A 14019-nucleotide genomic window follows, 5' to 3' on the forward strand; every position below is an offset into this window, starting at 1 on the left:
GACATCGGGGGCGTTGCGGACGGATTGTGCCCAACGCGGCGGGGACGGCCGGAAAATCCGGTCCTCCTTCCCAGAACCATCACGGCCGGCAGGGGTCTGTGATGCAACAGGGGCCCGCCGGCGCCACGCCTGTAGAATGAGAATAAATATCATTGCCAGTCATAACGTCCATGAAAATGTCCGCTGAAGACGCGGCCGGGTCTGCGCACGCCCGGCCCACCGCCCCCTCCACGACCCTGGGACTGGACCGGCTGCCGCGCAGCGTGCCCGCCCACGTCGCCGCCTTCCAGCCCGCGCGCGACGACCGCGACCACGCCATCGTGCAGCGCCTCATGGAGATCGGTTTCCTGCCCGGCGAGCCCGTGCGCATCGTGGCCAGCGGTTTCCCGGGCGGCGATCCGCTGGCCGTGCGCATCGGCCAGGCCACCTTCGCGCTGCGGCGCCACGAGGCGGCGCTGGTGCAGGTGCAGCCGGAGGCCACGGCATGAGTGCGCAGGCATCTCCCGCATCCGCAGCACAGCCGCTGCGCATCGCCCTGCTGGGCAACCCCAACTGCGGCAAGACCGCACTCTTCAACCTGCTGACCGGCGCGCGGCAGAAGGTCGCCAACTACGCGGGCGTCACCGTCGAACGCAAGGAAGGGCACCTGCAGACCGCGGGCGGCCGCCGCGTGCGCGTGCTCGACCTGCCCGGCACCTACAGCCTGAACGCCCACAGCCTCGACGAGGCCGTGACGCGCGACATCGTCACGGGGCGGCGCGCCGGCGAGCCGCTGCCCGATCTGCTGGTGTGCGTGACCGACGCGACGCACCTGCGGCTCAACCTGCGCCTGGTGCTCGAAGCCCGCGCGCTCGGCTTGCCGATGGTGCTGGCGCTCAACATGAGCGACATGGCCGAGCGCCAGGGCATCGCGATCGACCGCGAGGTGCTGTCGCGCGAGCTGCGCATGCCGGTGGTCGAAACCGTGGGCGTGCGCGCCGGCGGCGTGCGCGAGCTGCTGCAGTGGCTGGACCAGGCGCCAGCGTCCGCGCTGTCGGCACCGGCGGCACCTGCTGCCGGAAGCGGTGCGCAGCCCCAGGTGGCGGAGCTGCACCAGGAGGTGCGCCGCATCATGGACCTGGCCGTGCGCGAGCCCCGGGTGAGCCTGCGCGGCGACGACCGCATCGACGCCGTCGTGCTGCACCCGGTATGGGGGCTGCTGCTGCTGGCCGCCACGCTGTTCCTGATGTTCCAGGCGGTGTTCAGCTGGGCCGAGGCCCCCATGGGCTGGATCGAGGGCGCCACGGCCGCGGCCGGTGCCTGGATCAACGCCCACATGGCCGAAGGCACGCTGCGCAGCCTGCTCACCGACGGCATCATCGCGGGCGCCGGCGGCGTGGTGGTGTTCCTGCCGCAGATCCTGATCCTGTTCTTCTTCATCCTGGTGCTCGAGGATTCCGGCTACCTGCCGCGCGCCGCCTTCCTGCTCGACCGCGTGATGGGCACGGTGGGCCTCTCCGGCCGGTCGTTCATTCCGCTGCTCTCGAGCTTCGCCTGCGCCATTCCCGGCGTGATGGCCACGCGGTCCATTCCCGACTGGCGCGACCGGCTCGTGACCATCATGATCGCGCCGCTGATGACCTGCTCGGCGCGACTGCCGGTGTATGCGCTGCTGATCGCCGCCTTCATCCCCGAACGCACCGTGGGCGGCGTGTTCAACCTGCAGGGCCTGGTGCTGTTCGGCCTGTACGTGGGCGGCATCGTGAGCGCCATGGCCGTCGCGGCCGTCGCCAAGCTGGCGCGCCGCAATGCCGGGGCGACGCCGCTGCTGATGGAGCTGCCCGCCTACCGCTGGCCCAGCCTGCGCGGCCTGGGCCTGGGCCTCTGGGAGCGGGCGCTGATCTTCCTGCGCCGCGTGGGCGGCATCATCCTGGCCGTCACCATCCTGCTGTGGTTCCTGTCGTCGTTCCCCGGCGCGCCCGAGGGCGCCACGGGCCCGGCCATCGAATACAGCTTCGCCGGCCGCATCGGCAGCGCGCTCGCGGTGGTCTTCGCGCCCATCGGCTTCAACTGGCAGATCAGCATCGCGCTGGTGCCCGGCATGGCCGCGCGCGAGGTCGCGGTGGGCGCCCTGGGCACGGTGTACGCGCTCTCCGCCACCGGCGACGACGCCGCCGCGCAGCTGGGGCCGCTGATCGCCGGCAGCTGGTCGCTGGCCACGGCGCTGTCGCTGCTGGTGTGGTTCATCTTCGCGCCGCAGTGCATCTCCACCATCGCCGCGGTGCGGCGCGAGACCAACGGCTGGCGCTATCCGCTCATCATGGTGGGCTACCTGTTCGGGCTGGCGTATGCCGCGAGCTTCGTCACCTACCGCATCGCACTCGCTCTCGGAGGAGGTTGAACCGCCATGGCCCAGGACATCATCGTCGGCCTGATCGTCGCCGCGGCCGTGCTCTACGTCGCATGGCGCTACCTGCCGCGGCGCTGGCGCAGCCGCCTCGGCACCGTGCATCCGGCACTGGCCGGGCCGGCCGGCTGCGGGGGCTGCGACAGCTGCGGCAGCGGCGACGGCGGGAGCAGTGCGGGTGGCTGTTCGACGCCGCGCGCGGCGGCGGGCGGCGGTGCCCAGCCGATGGTTTTCCATCCGCCGGCCCAGGGCGCTGCGCAGGGCGCTGGCGCGGCAAAGTCCCGAGCCGCTGGCAACGGCGAGGGCAGCGGCGGCGCCTGAAGCGCCGCCGGCTTCCGGGATTCACCGGCCCGGTGGTTTCCGGTCGGACGCGCGGAACGGGAAGCCCGGCTCCAGGATGTCCGCGCAGGCGCTGCAGAACAGGAACTGCGTGGTGCGTTCGTCGCTCACCGCACCCCAGCCCGTCCAGTTGTCGATCGATACCTTGAACCGGCGCCCGTTCTTCAGCACGATATGCCCTTCGGCGTTGCAGTCGTCGGTCTGCATTTCCTGGTCATAGCGGTCCGAAGTGGCCGGCCGGGCGTGCGAAAGAAAGAACCGCAGGCGCCGCTCGTCCAGCACGAGGTGGCCGCAGTTTCCTTGACCGAAGCTGCGCGCCGAAGGCTGGTCAACGGTGGCCTGGCGCAGGTTCTTCGGCCGCCAGAAGTCCCGGGCTGGACCGGCGTCCGCGTAGGCCGCCGGGAGGCGGTGGTGGCCAGGGCCAGAACGGCCATCCAGAGCATTTTCTTCATGGGAAGGCTCTGCTGGTTCAGAACGCGCCGCCGCCGCCCAGCACGTCCAGCGCGTGCGCCAGGTTCACCCGCGCCTGCGCTTCGTAACGGCTTCGGAACCATTCCGTCTCATACAGCGCAGGACGCTCCAGGAACGAGCGCAGGATCGCACAGCGGCCGGTGCGGTAGCGGGGCCAGCGCACGAAGCGGTATTCGCGCCGCACATTGCGCTCGAACGCGGCATACACCGCGGGCGGCTGGCCGAGGATGGCGAGGTCGATGTCCAGCACCCAGCGGTCGTCGCCCGCCGCTGCTGCTGCGGGATGGCCGTGGCGCGTCGCGAGGATGTGGCGCTCCACGGTGTCCACGGTGGCCGCGGGAAGGCCCTGGCCCTGCAGGAAGCGGCGGGCCCAGCGGGCGCTGCGCTCCTCGTTGCGGCCCGACCAGGGCCAGTAGACGGCGTCGTGGAACCAGAGGGCCAGGGCGACGGCCTGGGGGGCGTCCATCGCCTCGGCGTGGCCCGCATCCCGCCCGTCGCCGGCCCCGCTGCGCGCGGCCTCCCAATGGTCGAGGCAGGCCTGCAGGTGGTGCGTGTCGTGGTATGCCCGGGGCCAGAGCGACCAGTGGCGCAGCAGCCGGCGGCCCTCGGCCGTCCAGGCCGGGCCCTGGGTCGAGAAAGACGCTCCGAGCGCCTCCCAGCGGTTCAGGAGCGCGCTGCGGTCGGGAGCGGCCATGGCGGCGGTGGACGGCGTGCGCCGCTCGGCGAGGGCGGCGCCTTCAGGCGGCGACCCGTCCGAGCAGCAGGTATTCCATCAGCGCCTTCTGCACGTGCATGCGGTTTTCCGCCTCGTCCCAGACCACGGACTGCGGGCCGTCGATCACGTCGGCCTCGACTTCCTCGCCGCGGTGCGCCGGCAGGCAGTGCATGAAGAGCGCTTCCGGGCGCGCCGCGGCCATCATCTCCGCATCCACGCACCAGTCGGCGAACGCCTTCTTGCGGGCCTCGTTCTCGGCCTCGTAGCCCATGCTGGTCCACACGTCGGTGGTGATCAGGTCGGCGCCGCGGCAGGCTTCCAGCGGGTCGCTGAACACCTTGTAGTGCGAGCCGGCCGCCACGCCCGCGATGCGGCTGTCCACCTCGTAGCCCGAGGGCGTGCTCACGTGCACGGTGAAGCCCAGCAGCTCGGCCGCCTGCAGCCAGGTGTTGGCCATGTTGTTGCCGTCGCCCACCCACGCCACCGTCCTGCCCTGGATGGAGCCGCGGTGCTCGATGAAGGTGAAGATGTCGGCCAGGATCTGGCAGGGGTGGAACTCGTTGGTGAGGCCGTTGATGACCGGCACCCGCGAGTGCTCCGCGAAGCGCTCGATCTTGGTCTGCTCGTAGGTGCGGATCATCACTAGATCCACCATGCGGCTGATGACCTTGGCGCTGTCCTCGATCGGCTCGGCGCGGCCGAGCTGGCTGTCGCCCGTGGTGAGGTGCACCACGCTGCCGCCCAGCTGGTACATGCCCGCCTCGAAGCTCACGCGGGTGCGCGTGCTGGCCTTCTCGAAGATCATGGCCAGGGTGCGGTCCGTGAGCGGATGGTGCTTCTCGTAGCGCTTGAACTTGCCCTTGATCGCCGCCGCGCGTTCGAAGAGGTAGGCGTAATCCTCGGCGGAGAGATCCTTGAACTGCAGGTAATGCTTCATGTCGGGGACGGCTTTCATTCGGCCAGGAAGGCTTTGACCAGCGGGGCGAGCAGGGACACGATCTCGTCGGCCTCTTCCCGCGTGAGGATCAGCGAGGGCACCATGCGGATCACGCTTTCGGCGGTCACCGAGAGCAGTAGGCCGGCCTCGGCCGCGCGGCCCACGAGCACGCCGCAGGGGCGGTCGAGCTCGATGCCCAGCATCAGGCCCTGGCCGCGGATGTCCTTCACGCCGGGCAGCGATCCCAGTTCGCGCTGCAGCGCCGCCTTCAGGTGGGCGCCCACGTCGGCCGCGTTCTGCATCAGGCCTTCTTCTTCCATGATGCGGATGGTTTCCACGCCGGCCCGCATGGCCAGCGGGTTGCCGCCGAAGGTCGTGCCGTGGTTGCCCGGCGCGAAGATGTTCGCCGCCTTCGGGCCGGCCACCACCGCGCCGATCGGCACGCCCGAGCCCAGGCCCTTGGCGAGCGGCATCACGTCCGGCACGATGCCGGCCCACTGGTGCGCGAACCACTTGCCGGTGCGGCCCATGCCGCACTGCACCTCGTCGATCATCATCAGCCAGCCGCGCTCGTCGCAGAGCTGCCGCAGCTGCTGCAGGTACTCGATGCGCATGGGGTTCACGCCGCCTTCGCCCTGGATGGTCTCGAAGAACACGGCCACCACGTCCGGGTTGCCTTCCGTCGCCTTGCGGATGGCCTCGATGTCGTTCATCGGCACGCGGATGAAGCCTTCCACCAGCGGGCCGAAGCCGGCCTGCACCTTGGGGTTGCCGGTGGCCGAGAGCGTGGCGATCGAGCGGCCGTGGAAGGCCTTCTCATACACCACGATCTGCGGACGCTCGATGCCCTTGTCGTGGCCGTACTTGCGGGCCAGCTTGAGCGCGGCCTCGTTGGCCTCCAGGCCCGAATTGCAGAAGAACACGTTGGTCATGCCCGAGCGCTCCACCAGCTGCGCGGCCAGTTGCTCCTGCAGGGGCACGTGGTAGTAGTTCGAGCTGTGGATCAGCTTGGCCACCTGCTCCTGCAGCGCGGGCACCAGCTTCGGGTGGTTGTGGCCCAGCGTATTCACGGCGATGCCGCCCAGCGCGTCGAGGTACTGCCGGCCGTCCACGTCCCATACGCGGCAGCCCTGGCCGCGCTCGAGCGCGATCGGCAGGCGGCCGTAGGTATTCATCACGTGGGGCGAAGCGGGCGGGGCGGAAGCGCTCATGCGGGAATCTCCTGGGCGTCGATGCGGAACGGGAAAGAATGCGGTGGCCGGAAGGGCGGTGCCTGCCGGTGCGCGTGAGACACGATTCTAGGTGCAGCCCACGGCGCGGCCATTGCCGATTGCGCATCACAGCCATGCGTGCGGGGCGCGCGCGCCAGGGTCTTTGCCGGGCCAGCTCTTATATAAGAGTTAGAATGCCGGGCAGTAGCGCCTGGCGGCGATCCTGCGGCGACTCCCCTCCACGACCCCCCGATCCCCCATGGTTTCCCCCAACTCGCAAGAAGTCTTCATCCAAGGCATCACCCACGACGGGAAAACCTTCCGCCCGAGCGACTGGGCCGAGCGCCTGGCGGGGGTCATGAGCCAGTTCCGGCCGGGCGGCGCCCGGCCCGGCAGCCACCTGAGCTATTCCCCCTGGTGCGTGCCGACCACGATGAACGGCGTGAAGTGCGTGGTCGTCCACCGCGACCTGCAGGGGCACGAGCCCATGGCCTGGGACTTCGTGATGAATTTCGCGCGCGACAACGGCCTGCAGGTGGCCGAGGCCTGCCTGCTGCCCGACGGCACGCCCGCTCCCGGCAAGGCCTGAGCGCCGCCATCGACCACCGCCACATCGCGCATGCGCGATGCGGCGCCGGAAACGAAAAAACCGCCCGAGGGCGGTTTTCCGTTTTTTGCTGACAGCGCACCCGTTGCAAACGGCGGACGGCGGGGCCGCCCGGGCTGTTGCCTGAAGAGGGTCAGGCGGCCAGTGCCAGGGCTTTCACCTTGGCGGACAGGCGGCTCTTGTCGCGAGCGGCCTTGTTCTTGTGGAAGATGCCCTTGTCGGCGATCGTGTCGACCACGGACTGCATCTTGGCGAACAGTTCGGAGGCCTTCGTCTTGTCGCCGGCCAGGACGGCCTTCTCGACGTTCTTGACGGCGGTGCGGTACTTCGAGCGCAGCGAGGTGTTGGCTGCGTTCAGCTTCACGTCCTGGCGCGCGCGCTTGCGGCCGGAGGCGAGGCGGGGGTTCTTTTTCTTGGGCTTGGCAGATGCCATGGTGTATTCCTTAGGTGTCTGAGGATGATGTCAGCAAAGCCGGCGATTATAGCCCAGGCGCAAAACGGGGTGCTCGCCACCCGTCTGCGGCAGGTGAGCGGGCCGCATCCGGGCCGTGCCCGGGCCGCATCCGGCCACCCACCGCGCTCCCGCCGGCGGCCCCGCCCGCAGCGCATACACTCCCGCCGTGTCCCTGTTCAAAGCCGCCTCCACCGTCTCCCTGCTGACCCTGGCCTCCCGCGTGACGGGCCTCGTGCGCGACCTGCTGATGGCGTCGATGTTCGGGGCCAGCGCGCTCACCGACGCCTTCAACGTCGCCTTCCGCATTCCCAACCTGTTCCGCCGCCTCTTCGCCGAGGGCGCGTTCAGCCAGGCCTTCGTGCCGGTGCTCGCCACCCACCGCGCGCAGCACGGCGAAGAGGCCACCCGCACGCTGATCTCCAGCGTGGCGACCGCGCTGTTCTGGGTGCTGCTCGCCACCTGCGTGGCGGGCGTGCTCGGGGCGCCGCTGCTGGTGTGGCTGCTGGCGAGCGGCCTGCGGCAGGACGCGGAGGGCTACGGCGCCGCGGTGCTCATGACGCGCTGGATGTTCCCCTACATCGGCTTCATGTCGCTCGTGGCGCTCTCCGCCGGGGTGCTCAACACCTGGAAGCGCTTCGCCGTGCCGGCGGCCACGCCGGTGCTGCTCAACGTCTGCATGATCCTGGCGGCGTGGCTGGGCGCGCCGCAATTCGCCGCGCGCGGCATCGAGCCCATCTACGCCATGGCCGGCGGCGTGATGCTGGGCGGCATCGCCCAGCTGGCCGTGCAGCTGCCGGCGCTGCACCGACTGCGGCTGCTGCCGCGCATCGGCCTCGCGCCGGCCGCCATCGGCGCCGCCTGGCGCGATCCCGGCGTGCGGCGCATCCTCACGCTCATGGGGCCGGCGCTGCTGGGCGTGGGCGTGGCGCAGATCTCGCTCATGATCAACACGCAGATCGCCTCCTACCTGGCCCCGGGCAGCGTCACCTGGCTGTTCTATGCGGACCGGCTCATGGAGTTCCCCACCTCGCTGCTGGGCGTGGCCCTGGGCGTGGTGCTCACGCCCCAGCTGGCGGCGGCGCGCGCGGCCGGCGACGCCGCGCGCTATTCGGCCATGCTCGATTGGGGCCTGCGCATCGTGGTGGTGCTGTCCGTGCCGTGCGCGGTGGCGCTGCTCACCTTCGCGCAGCCGCTGGTGGCGACGCTGTTCCACCACGGGGCGCTGCACGACGGCGACGTCGGGCAGATCGCGCTCGCGCTCGCCGGCTACGGCGTGGGGCTGCTGGGCCTGGTCGCCATCAAGGTGCTGGCGCCCGGCTACTACGCCAGCCAGGACATCCGCACGCCGGTGCGCATCGCGGTGGTGGTGCTGGTGATCACGCAGCTGCTCAACGCGGTCCTGGTGCCGACCCTCCAGCACGCGGGGCTGGCGCTGTCGATCGGCCTGGGGGCGCTCGTGAACGCGCTCTGGCTGCTGGTGGGGCTGCTGCGGCGCGGCAGCTTCCAGCCGCAGCCGGGCTGGGGGCGGCTGCTGCTGCAGGTGGTGGCGGCCAGCGCGCTGCTGGCGATCTTCCTCATCTGGGCCTCCCGGCATTTCGACTGGATCGCGCTGCGGGCCCACGAGGCGCAGCGCGCCGGCTGGCTCGCGGTGCTGCTGGCGGGGGCGGCCGTCCTGTACTTCGGCGCCCTGTGGGCGGCCGGCCTGAAGCTGCGCCAGCTGCTGCGGCGCTGAGCTTCCGTCCGGCCCCCATGCGGTCCGCAGGGCCCCCGCAGTCCGGCCGATTCCATTTTCTTTACCTGCGCAGGCACGCCACCCGCTTGACGTCCCCCGGCGCCCGCCCGTACAACCACCGGCATGGTCCTGAGCTATACCCTTCCGACCCCGCTCGAATACTTCGCCGCCCTGGTGCAGAGCGACGACCAGTTCCCCCTGCTGGAGGCCGCCGCCTGCATCGCGCACGACGAGTACCCCGAGCTCGACGTGCAGCAGCTGCTCGGCGACATCGACCAACTGCTCGCCCGGCTGCGGCGCCGGCTGCCCGAGGAGGCTTCCTCGCTGCAGCGGCTGCGCTCGCTGAACCAGTTCTTCTTCCACGACCTGGGTTTCGGGGGCAACGTCAACAACTACTACGACCCGGACAACAGCTACCTGAACGCCGTGCTGCGCACGCGCCGCGGCATCCCGATCTCGCTGGCGGTGCTGTGGATGGAACTCGCACAGGGGCTGGGCCTGCACGTGCGGGGCATCTCGTTTCCCGGGCACTTCATGGTCAAGGTGCTGCTGCCGCGCGGGCAGGTGGTGCTCGACCCGACCACGGGCCAGTCGCTCTCCCGCGAAGACCTGGCCGAGCGCCTGGAGCCGTTCCGGCGCCGCAGCGGCCTCGTGGACGATTTCGAGGTGCCGCTGGGGCTCTACCTGCAGGCATCACCGGCGCGCGAGGTGATCGCGCGCATGCTGCGCAACCTCAAGGAGATCCACCGCTCCCAGCAGGACTGGGAGCGCCTCGCGGCCGTGCAGGAGCGCCTCGTGCTGCTGCTGCCCGACGCCTGGGGCGAGTGGCGCGACCGAGGCCTCGCGCGGGCCGAGCTGGGCGATGCCGACGGGGCCGTGTCGGATCTGGAGACCTACCTCGCGCACGCCGAGGACGCGCTCGACGTGGGCGACATCGCCGCGCGCCTGGAGCAGTTGCGCCGAGCCAGCCACTGACGGGCGGCCCGTACGCTGCCAGGGCCGCTGGCAGGGCCCGGCGAAGCGGCTCGTCCGGGCGAGGCGCCGCCGGCGGCCCCTACTGCCGCGCCGTGCGCACGTTGGGCGGCAAGGCCTGCGGATGGCTCGTGCGCAGGGGGTTGATGTCCAGCCCGCCGCGGCGGGTGTAGCGTGCGTACACCGACAGCCTGATCGGCCGGCAGCGCGTCCACACGTCCATGAAGATGCGCTCCACGCACTGCTCGTGGAACTCGTTGTGGTTGCGGAAGCTCACCAGGTACTGCAGCAGGCCCGCCTGGTCGATCTGCGCGCCGCTGTACTGGATGCGCACGCTCCCCCAGTCGGGCTGCCCGGTCACCAGGCAATTGCTCTTGAGCAGGTGGCTGGTGAGCGTCTCGGTCACCGGCGCCTCGGCGTGGTTCGCATGCAGCAGCTCGGGGGCCGGCGTGTACTGCGTGCACTCCACGTCCAGGCGGTCGAGCAGCAGGCCGTCGAATTCCTGCACGGGCTCGCGGTCGAACAGCTCGGGCAGCACCAGCTTCACGCCGACCGTGGCGGGCCGGTCCGAACCGCGCCAGACGGCCTCGCTCAGGTCCGCGCGCAGGCGGGCCTGCACCTCGGCGGCCTCGGAAAAACGCGTGTTGTTGAAGCTGTTGAGGTAGAGCTTGAACGACTTGCTCTCGATGATGTTCGGCGTCTCGCAGGGTACGGTGACGTGCGCGATCGCGACCTGCGGCTTGCCGCGCAGGTTCAGCCAGGAGAGCTCGAAGGCCGTCCACAGGTCCGCGCCGAAGAAGGGCGGCGCACCGGCGATGCCGATCTCGTCGCGCTTGGGCTGGCGCGGCAGGGGGAAAAGCAGCGAGGCGTCGTACTGGTCGGCATAGGCCGACGTGCGGCCGAGCTGCGACTGGTCGGGAGTGTTCATGGCGGGGCCTGGGGTTTCATCGCCGCCGCGGGGGCGGCATGGGGTGTGCGGGAGTGGGACGTGGAGCGCGGGGAGGGGCAGGGCGGCCGCCACCGGCCGGGCGCCTCATTCGAAGCGCCGCTCGCGCAGCCACTTGGTCGCGATCCACTTGTCGCCCGCGAGCACGGGAGCGCCGCCGTGGAGCGTGCGCGTGGATGGGTGGGGGCGTTCGTAGCTGAAGAACACCGCGTTGCCGCGCCGCGGCGCGACCTCGAGGTGCACGTCGGGGAACGTGGTGCCGCCGCCCTGCTCGGGATCGTTGAGGTAGATGACGAGCGTCGCCACGCGCTGCCCTCCGCGGCGCAGGATCGTGGGCGTGCCCGGCTCGGCGGGATCGAAATAGTCGTAGTGCGGCTTGTACTCCGCGCCGGGGCGGTAGTGCAGCACCTGCAGGCCCTCGCCGTTCTCCAGCGGCCAGTTCACCAGCCGGGCGATGCGCTCCTCCAGCCGCGCGACCACCGGGTTCTCTTCGCGCTGGAAGAACATGCCGTTGCTCGTGCGGTCGTCGTTCACTTCCTCGCCGCCCGTGCGCGTGGCCACGGTGAGCGAGCGGGCCATGCGCGGGCGGGCCGCGTCGATGATGGCGTCGCACTCCTCGGGCGAGAGCAGGTTGCCGAACAGCACCACCCGCGGCTGCGCCATCGCCATCAGCACCTGCACCTGCCGGTCGCCCACGTCGATCAGGCCGGGCGAAGCCGACAGATCGGGCTCGGGCACGCGGGATGCGGGCGGCTGGCCCTGCTGCACGGCCAGCGTCTCCAGGTGGTCGCGCAGGACGTGCTCCATCGCGTAGGCGGCGATGTCCTCGTTCCAGCCGGCGTCGAGCATCGACTGGAGCACCGCGGCCGCGCCGAAGCCCGCCTGGGCCTGGGCGACGATCCACGCGCGCAGCTCGGGCGTGACGGATTGCGAAAGGTCGGCGCCCGTGTCGGCGCGCTCGGCGGAAGGGCTGTGGGCGGACATGGCAACTACCTTAACGCCCGCGGCAAACACGGCCCGGGCGTGCGGTTTTTCGATGGGCCGGCAGGGTGCGCTCCCACGGCCTCAGTCCTCGATCCGGCGGCGGAACACGAGCCGGTCGGTCGCCGAGGCAGCCTGGTCGAACGCATAGCCTTCGAGGTCGAAACCCTCGAGCTGGCGCGGGGTGAGCACGCGGTGCTGGATCGCGTAGCGCGCCATGAGGCCACGTGCGCGCTTGGCATGCAAGCTGATGATCTTGTAGCGGCCGCCCTTCCAGTCCTCGAACACGCATTCGAGGACGCGGGCCTTGAGCACGCGCGGGTCCACGGATTTGAAGTATTCCTGCGAGGCCAGGTTGACCACCACGGGCGTGGCGTCCGCCGCGAGCCGCTGGTTGAGGTGCTCGGCGATGCGCGGGCCCCAGAAGCCGTAGAGGTTCGCGCCGGCATCCGTGGCCAGCCGCGTGCCCATCTCCAGGCGGTAGGGCTGCATCCGGTCGAGCGGCCGCAGCACGCCGTAGAGGCCGCTCAGGATGGCGATGTGGTCCTGCGCCCAGCGCAGCCCGTCCTCGCCCAGGCTGTGCGCCTGCAGGCCCTCGTACACGTCGCCGTTGAAGGCGAAGAGCGCCTGGCGGGCATTGGCCGCGGTGAAGCGCGGCGACCAGGCGGCGTAGCGGGCGGCATTCAGCCCGGCCAGCGTGTCGCTGATGGACATGAGGGAGGCGAGTTCCTGCGGCGACTTCTCCCGCAGCACATCGATGAGGCGCGTGGATTCGGGAATGAACGGCGGCAGGGTGTGCGGCAGCCCGGCGGGCAGCGGCGTGTCGTAGTCGAGCGACTTGGCGGGAGACAGCAGGAACAGCATGGGTCGCGGATTCCTCGGGGAAGCGGGGCGCGCTCAGCGCCCGCGAAAAAAGACAGGGCCGCGGCACCGGCGCACCGGTGGCGCGGCCCCTGGCGCCATCAGGCAGCGGACGAGGGCTGCTCTTCGAAGGGCAGCTTCAGGTCGCGCAGGTCGCGGCGGGTTTCCACCAGCACCAGCGGACCTTCATCCAGCACGACCACCGGGGGCCGTTCACGCGGCACGTGCACAGGGCGGGGCTCGGCGGCGATCGCCGCCTGTGCGGCGGCGATCTTCTCGGCATCCGAGTTCACCCACTGCAGGCCCGAGCCTTCGGCGATGCGGTTCAGCTCGTCGATCGGCAGCGCGAACGCCTGCACGCGCGGCAGGCCGGGCGCGGCGGCGGCTGCCACCGGTGCCGGCGCCTGAGCGGGCTGTGCCGGAGCGGGCGCGGCGGGCTTGAGGGCGGCCGGTGCCGGAGCCTGCACAGGTGGTTGCACGTAGGCTGGGGCCGTGTCCACAGCGGCCACTTCTGGCGCCGCCATTACGGGCTGCGCCGGAGCCGCTGCGGGCACCGGTGCCGTGGCAGGTGCCGAAGCCTCCGGCAGCACGGTTGCGGCAGCCGGGGCCACAGGTGCCGGGGCAGGGGCCGCACCGCCGGACTGGCTGAAGTAGCTGCGGCGCGGCGCATCCTGGGATGCGTCCTCCGCTGCCGCGGCGGGCTCGGCAGACACGGCTTCCGGAGCAGCGTCCGCGCTGCCTGCCGACGCTTCCGCTTCGGCGCCTTCGCGCGGTGCGCGGTCGCGGCGGTCGCGGCCATAGCGGTCGCGCGAGCGGCGCTCGCGGCGCGGCTCGTCACCGGCAGCGGCCGGGCTCGCCGCGTCGTCCGTGGTCAGGTCGAGGTCGGGCAGCGAGGCGAGCGGGGACGTGTCCACGAATTCGCCCTGGCCTTCTTCGCCGCGGGGAGCGCGCTCGCGGCGCTCGCCACCGCGGCCACGGCCACCCCGCGAACCGCGCTCGGCGCGGTCCTGCGGCGGCACGCCGGCAGCAGCGCCACCGTCCAGCGCCACGTCCGCGGCGCCGGCGGCCAGGCCGGCTTCCGTGCCCAGCGGCTGCTGGCGCTGGGTGTCCAGCGGGTCGCGGCGCTCGCGGCCCCGGCCGCCTTCGCGGCCTTCCCTGCCTTCACGGCCGTTGCGGGGTGCGAATTCGCCTTCACCGCGGGCGCCGGCTTCGCGGCCACCTTCGCGTCCGTTCTCGCGGCCGCCTTCGCGGTCACGGCCCCGGCCGCCTTCCCGGCCTTCCCGGCCTTCACGGATTTCTGCGTCGCGCGGGCCGCGGCCGTTGCGGGGCGCTTCGCCCTCGGCGCGCTCCACGCGGTCACCGCGTTCGCCACGGCGGCCGCCGCGGCCTTCCGCTGCGCCGTTCTCG

14 protein-coding genes and 1 pseudogene are annotated in these 14019 nt (G+C 71.3%); 6 read left to right on the top strand and 9 right to left on the bottom strand.

Annotation, left to right across the window (positions count from 1 at the left end; translation table 11 throughout):
- Positions 1-170 precede the first annotated feature (170 nt).
- The 3 genes from Q9R47_RS15960 to Q9R47_RS15970 are packed head-to-tail and all read left to right on the top strand — an operon-like array spanning position 171 to position 2707.
- Positions 171-488 carry a FeoA family protein gene (locus Q9R47_RS15960; RefSeq protein WP_311234180.1) on the top strand — a complete coding sequence of 106 codons (318 nt, stop codon included), beginning with the start codon at positions 171-173 and terminating at the stop codon, positions 486-488.
- Positions 485-2380 carry a ferrous iron transporter B gene (locus tag Q9R47_RS15965; protein WP_311234181.1) on the top strand — a complete coding sequence of 632 codons (1896 nt, stop codon included), beginning with the start codon at positions 485-487 and terminating at the stop codon, positions 2378-2380. The genes Q9R47_RS15960 and Q9R47_RS15965 overlap by 4 nt, the downstream gene beginning before the upstream one ends.
- A 6-nt stretch (positions 2381-2386) precedes the next feature.
- Positions 2387-2707 (top strand): hypothetical protein, encoded by a 321-nt coding sequence (locus tag Q9R47_RS15970; protein ID WP_311234182.1) that lies wholly within the window; start codon positions 2387-2389, stop codon positions 2705-2707.
- 21 nt (positions 2708-2728) lie between these two features.
- Here the strand turns inward: Q9R47_RS15970 and Q9R47_RS15975 are convergent, their stop codons facing one another.
- The 4 genes from Q9R47_RS15975 to Q9R47_RS15990 form a co-directional block, all read right to left on the bottom strand.
- Complete coding sequence (locus tag Q9R47_RS15975) at positions 2729-2932, bottom strand: hypothetical protein (protein WP_311234183.1); 204 nt, start codon at positions 2930-2932, stop codon at positions 2729-2731.
- A 262-nt stretch (positions 2933-3194) separates the two neighbouring features.
- A complete protein-coding gene (locus Q9R47_RS15980; RefSeq protein ID WP_311234184.1) occupies positions 3195-3890 on the bottom strand; it encodes a hypothetical protein in 696 nt (231 codons plus the stop codon).
- A 43-nt stretch (positions 3891-3933) separates the two neighbouring features.
- Entirely contained in the window at positions 3934-4866 is a 933-nt protein-coding gene (argF, locus tag Q9R47_RS15985) for an ornithine carbamoyltransferase (RefSeq protein WP_311234185.1), read from the bottom strand.
- Positions 4863-6059: an aspartate aminotransferase family protein gene (locus tag Q9R47_RS15990; protein WP_311234186.1), complete on the bottom strand. Its 1197-nt coding sequence runs from the start codon at positions 6057-6059 to the stop codon at positions 4863-4865. The genes argF and Q9R47_RS15990 overlap by 4 nt, the downstream gene beginning before the upstream one ends.
- 259 nt (positions 6060-6318) lie before the next feature.
- Between Q9R47_RS15990 and Q9R47_RS15995 the strand changes: the two genes are divergently transcribed.
- Positions 6319-6648 (top strand): DUF3579 domain-containing protein, encoded by a 330-nt coding sequence (locus tag Q9R47_RS15995; protein WP_164071038.1) that lies wholly within the window; start codon positions 6319-6321, stop codon positions 6646-6648.
- 151 nt (positions 6649-6799) lie between these two features.
- Here the strand turns inward: Q9R47_RS15995 and rpsT are convergent, their stop codons facing one another.
- Positions 6800-7099, bottom strand: coding sequence for a 30S ribosomal protein S20 (gene rpsT, locus Q9R47_RS16000; RefSeq protein WP_011794312.1), 300 nt, complete (start codon positions 7097-7099; stop codon positions 6800-6802).
- Positions 7100-7286: 187 nt separating this feature from the next.
- Between rpsT and murJ the strand changes: the two genes are divergently transcribed.
- Positions 7287-8852 carry a murein biosynthesis integral membrane protein MurJ gene (gene murJ / locus Q9R47_RS16005; protein ID WP_311234187.1) on the top strand — a complete coding sequence of 522 codons (1566 nt, stop codon included), beginning with the start codon at positions 7287-7289 and terminating at the stop codon, positions 8850-8852.
- Between the two features lie 123 nt (positions 8853-8975).
- The gene (locus Q9R47_RS16010; RefSeq protein ID WP_311234188.1) at positions 8976-9827 is read left to right on the top strand and encodes a tetratricopeptide repeat protein; all 852 of its coding nucleotides are present in this window, start codon (positions 8976-8978) and stop codon (positions 9825-9827) included.
- Between the two features lie 79 nt (positions 9828-9906).
- Here the strand turns inward: Q9R47_RS16010 and queF are convergent, their stop codons facing one another.
- The 4 genes and pseudogenes from queF to Q9R47_RS16030 form a co-directional block, all read right to left on the bottom strand.
- Complete coding sequence (gene queF / locus Q9R47_RS16015; protein ID WP_311234189.1) at positions 9907-10752, bottom strand: NADPH-dependent 7-cyano-7-deazaguanine reductase QueF; 846 nt, start codon at positions 10750-10752, stop codon at positions 9907-9909.
- A gap of 105 nt (positions 10753-10857) precedes the next feature.
- Positions 10858-11754, bottom strand: a complete 897-nt coding sequence (locus Q9R47_RS16020; RefSeq protein ID WP_311234190.1) for a 2OG-Fe(II) oxygenase — start codon at positions 11752-11754, stop codon at positions 10858-10860.
- Between the two features lie 81 nt (positions 11755-11835).
- A complete protein-coding gene (gene yaaA, locus Q9R47_RS16025) occupies positions 11836-12615 on the bottom strand; it encodes a peroxide stress protein YaaA (protein ID WP_311234191.1) in 780 nt (259 codons plus the stop codon).
- A 98-nt stretch (positions 12616-12713) separates the two neighbouring features.
- Positions 12714-14019: pseudogene (locus Q9R47_RS16030) on the bottom strand (ribonuclease E/G); the annotation flags it as partial.

The sequence above is a fragment of the Acidovorax sp. PRC11 genome, assembly GCF_031844105.1.
Classification (GTDB): Bacteria; Pseudomonadota; Gammaproteobacteria; order Burkholderiales; family Burkholderiaceae_C; genus Paracidovorax.

Bases quoted from the DNA above. Each gene is read 5' to 3' on its own strand.
- Q9R47_RS15960 (WP_311234180.1), top strand. From the start codon at position 171: ATGAAAATGTCCGCTGAAGACGCGGCCGGGTCTGCGCACGCCCGGCCC.
- Q9R47_RS15965 (WP_311234181.1), top strand. From the start codon at position 485: ATGAGTGCGCAGGCATCTCCCGCATCCGCAGCACAGCCGCTGCGCATC.
- Q9R47_RS15970 (WP_311234182.1), top strand. From the start codon at position 2,387: ATGGCCCAGGACATCATCGTCGGCCTGATCGTCGCCGCGGCCGTGCTC.
- Q9R47_RS15975 (WP_311234183.1), bottom strand. From the start codon at position 2,932: ATGCAGACCGACGACTGCAACGCCGAAGGGCATATCGTGCTGAAGAAC.
- Q9R47_RS15980 (WP_311234184.1), bottom strand. From the start codon at position 3,890: ATGGCCGCTCCCGACCGCAGCGCGCTCCTGAACCGCTGGGAGGCGCTC.
- argF (WP_311234185.1), bottom strand. From the start codon at position 4,866: ATGAAAGCCGTCCCCGACATGAAGCATTACCTGCAGTTCAAGGATCTC.
- Q9R47_RS15990 (WP_311234186.1), bottom strand. From the start codon at position 6,059: ATGAGCGCTTCCGCCCCGCCCGCTTCGCCCCACGTGATGAATACCTAC.
- Q9R47_RS15995 (WP_164071038.1), top strand. From the start codon at position 6,319: ATGGTTTCCCCCAACTCGCAAGAAGTCTTCATCCAAGGCATCACCCAC.
- rpsT (WP_011794312.1), bottom strand. From the start codon at position 7,099: ATGGCATCTGCCAAGCCCAAGAAAAAGAACCCCCGCCTCGCCTCCGGC.
- Q9R47_RS16010 (WP_311234188.1), top strand. From the start codon at position 8,976: ATGGTCCTGAGCTATACCCTTCCGACCCCGCTCGAATACTTCGCCGCC.
- queF (WP_311234189.1), bottom strand. From the start codon at position 10,752: ATGAACACTCCCGACCAGTCGCAGCTCGGCCGCACGTCGGCCTATGCC.
- Q9R47_RS16020 (WP_311234190.1), bottom strand. From the start codon at position 11,754: ATGTCCGCCCACAGCCCTTCCGCCGAGCGCGCCGACACGGGCGCCGAC.
- yaaA (WP_311234191.1), bottom strand. From the start codon at position 12,615: ATGCTGTTCCTGCTGTCTCCCGCCAAGTCGCTCGACTACGACACGCCG.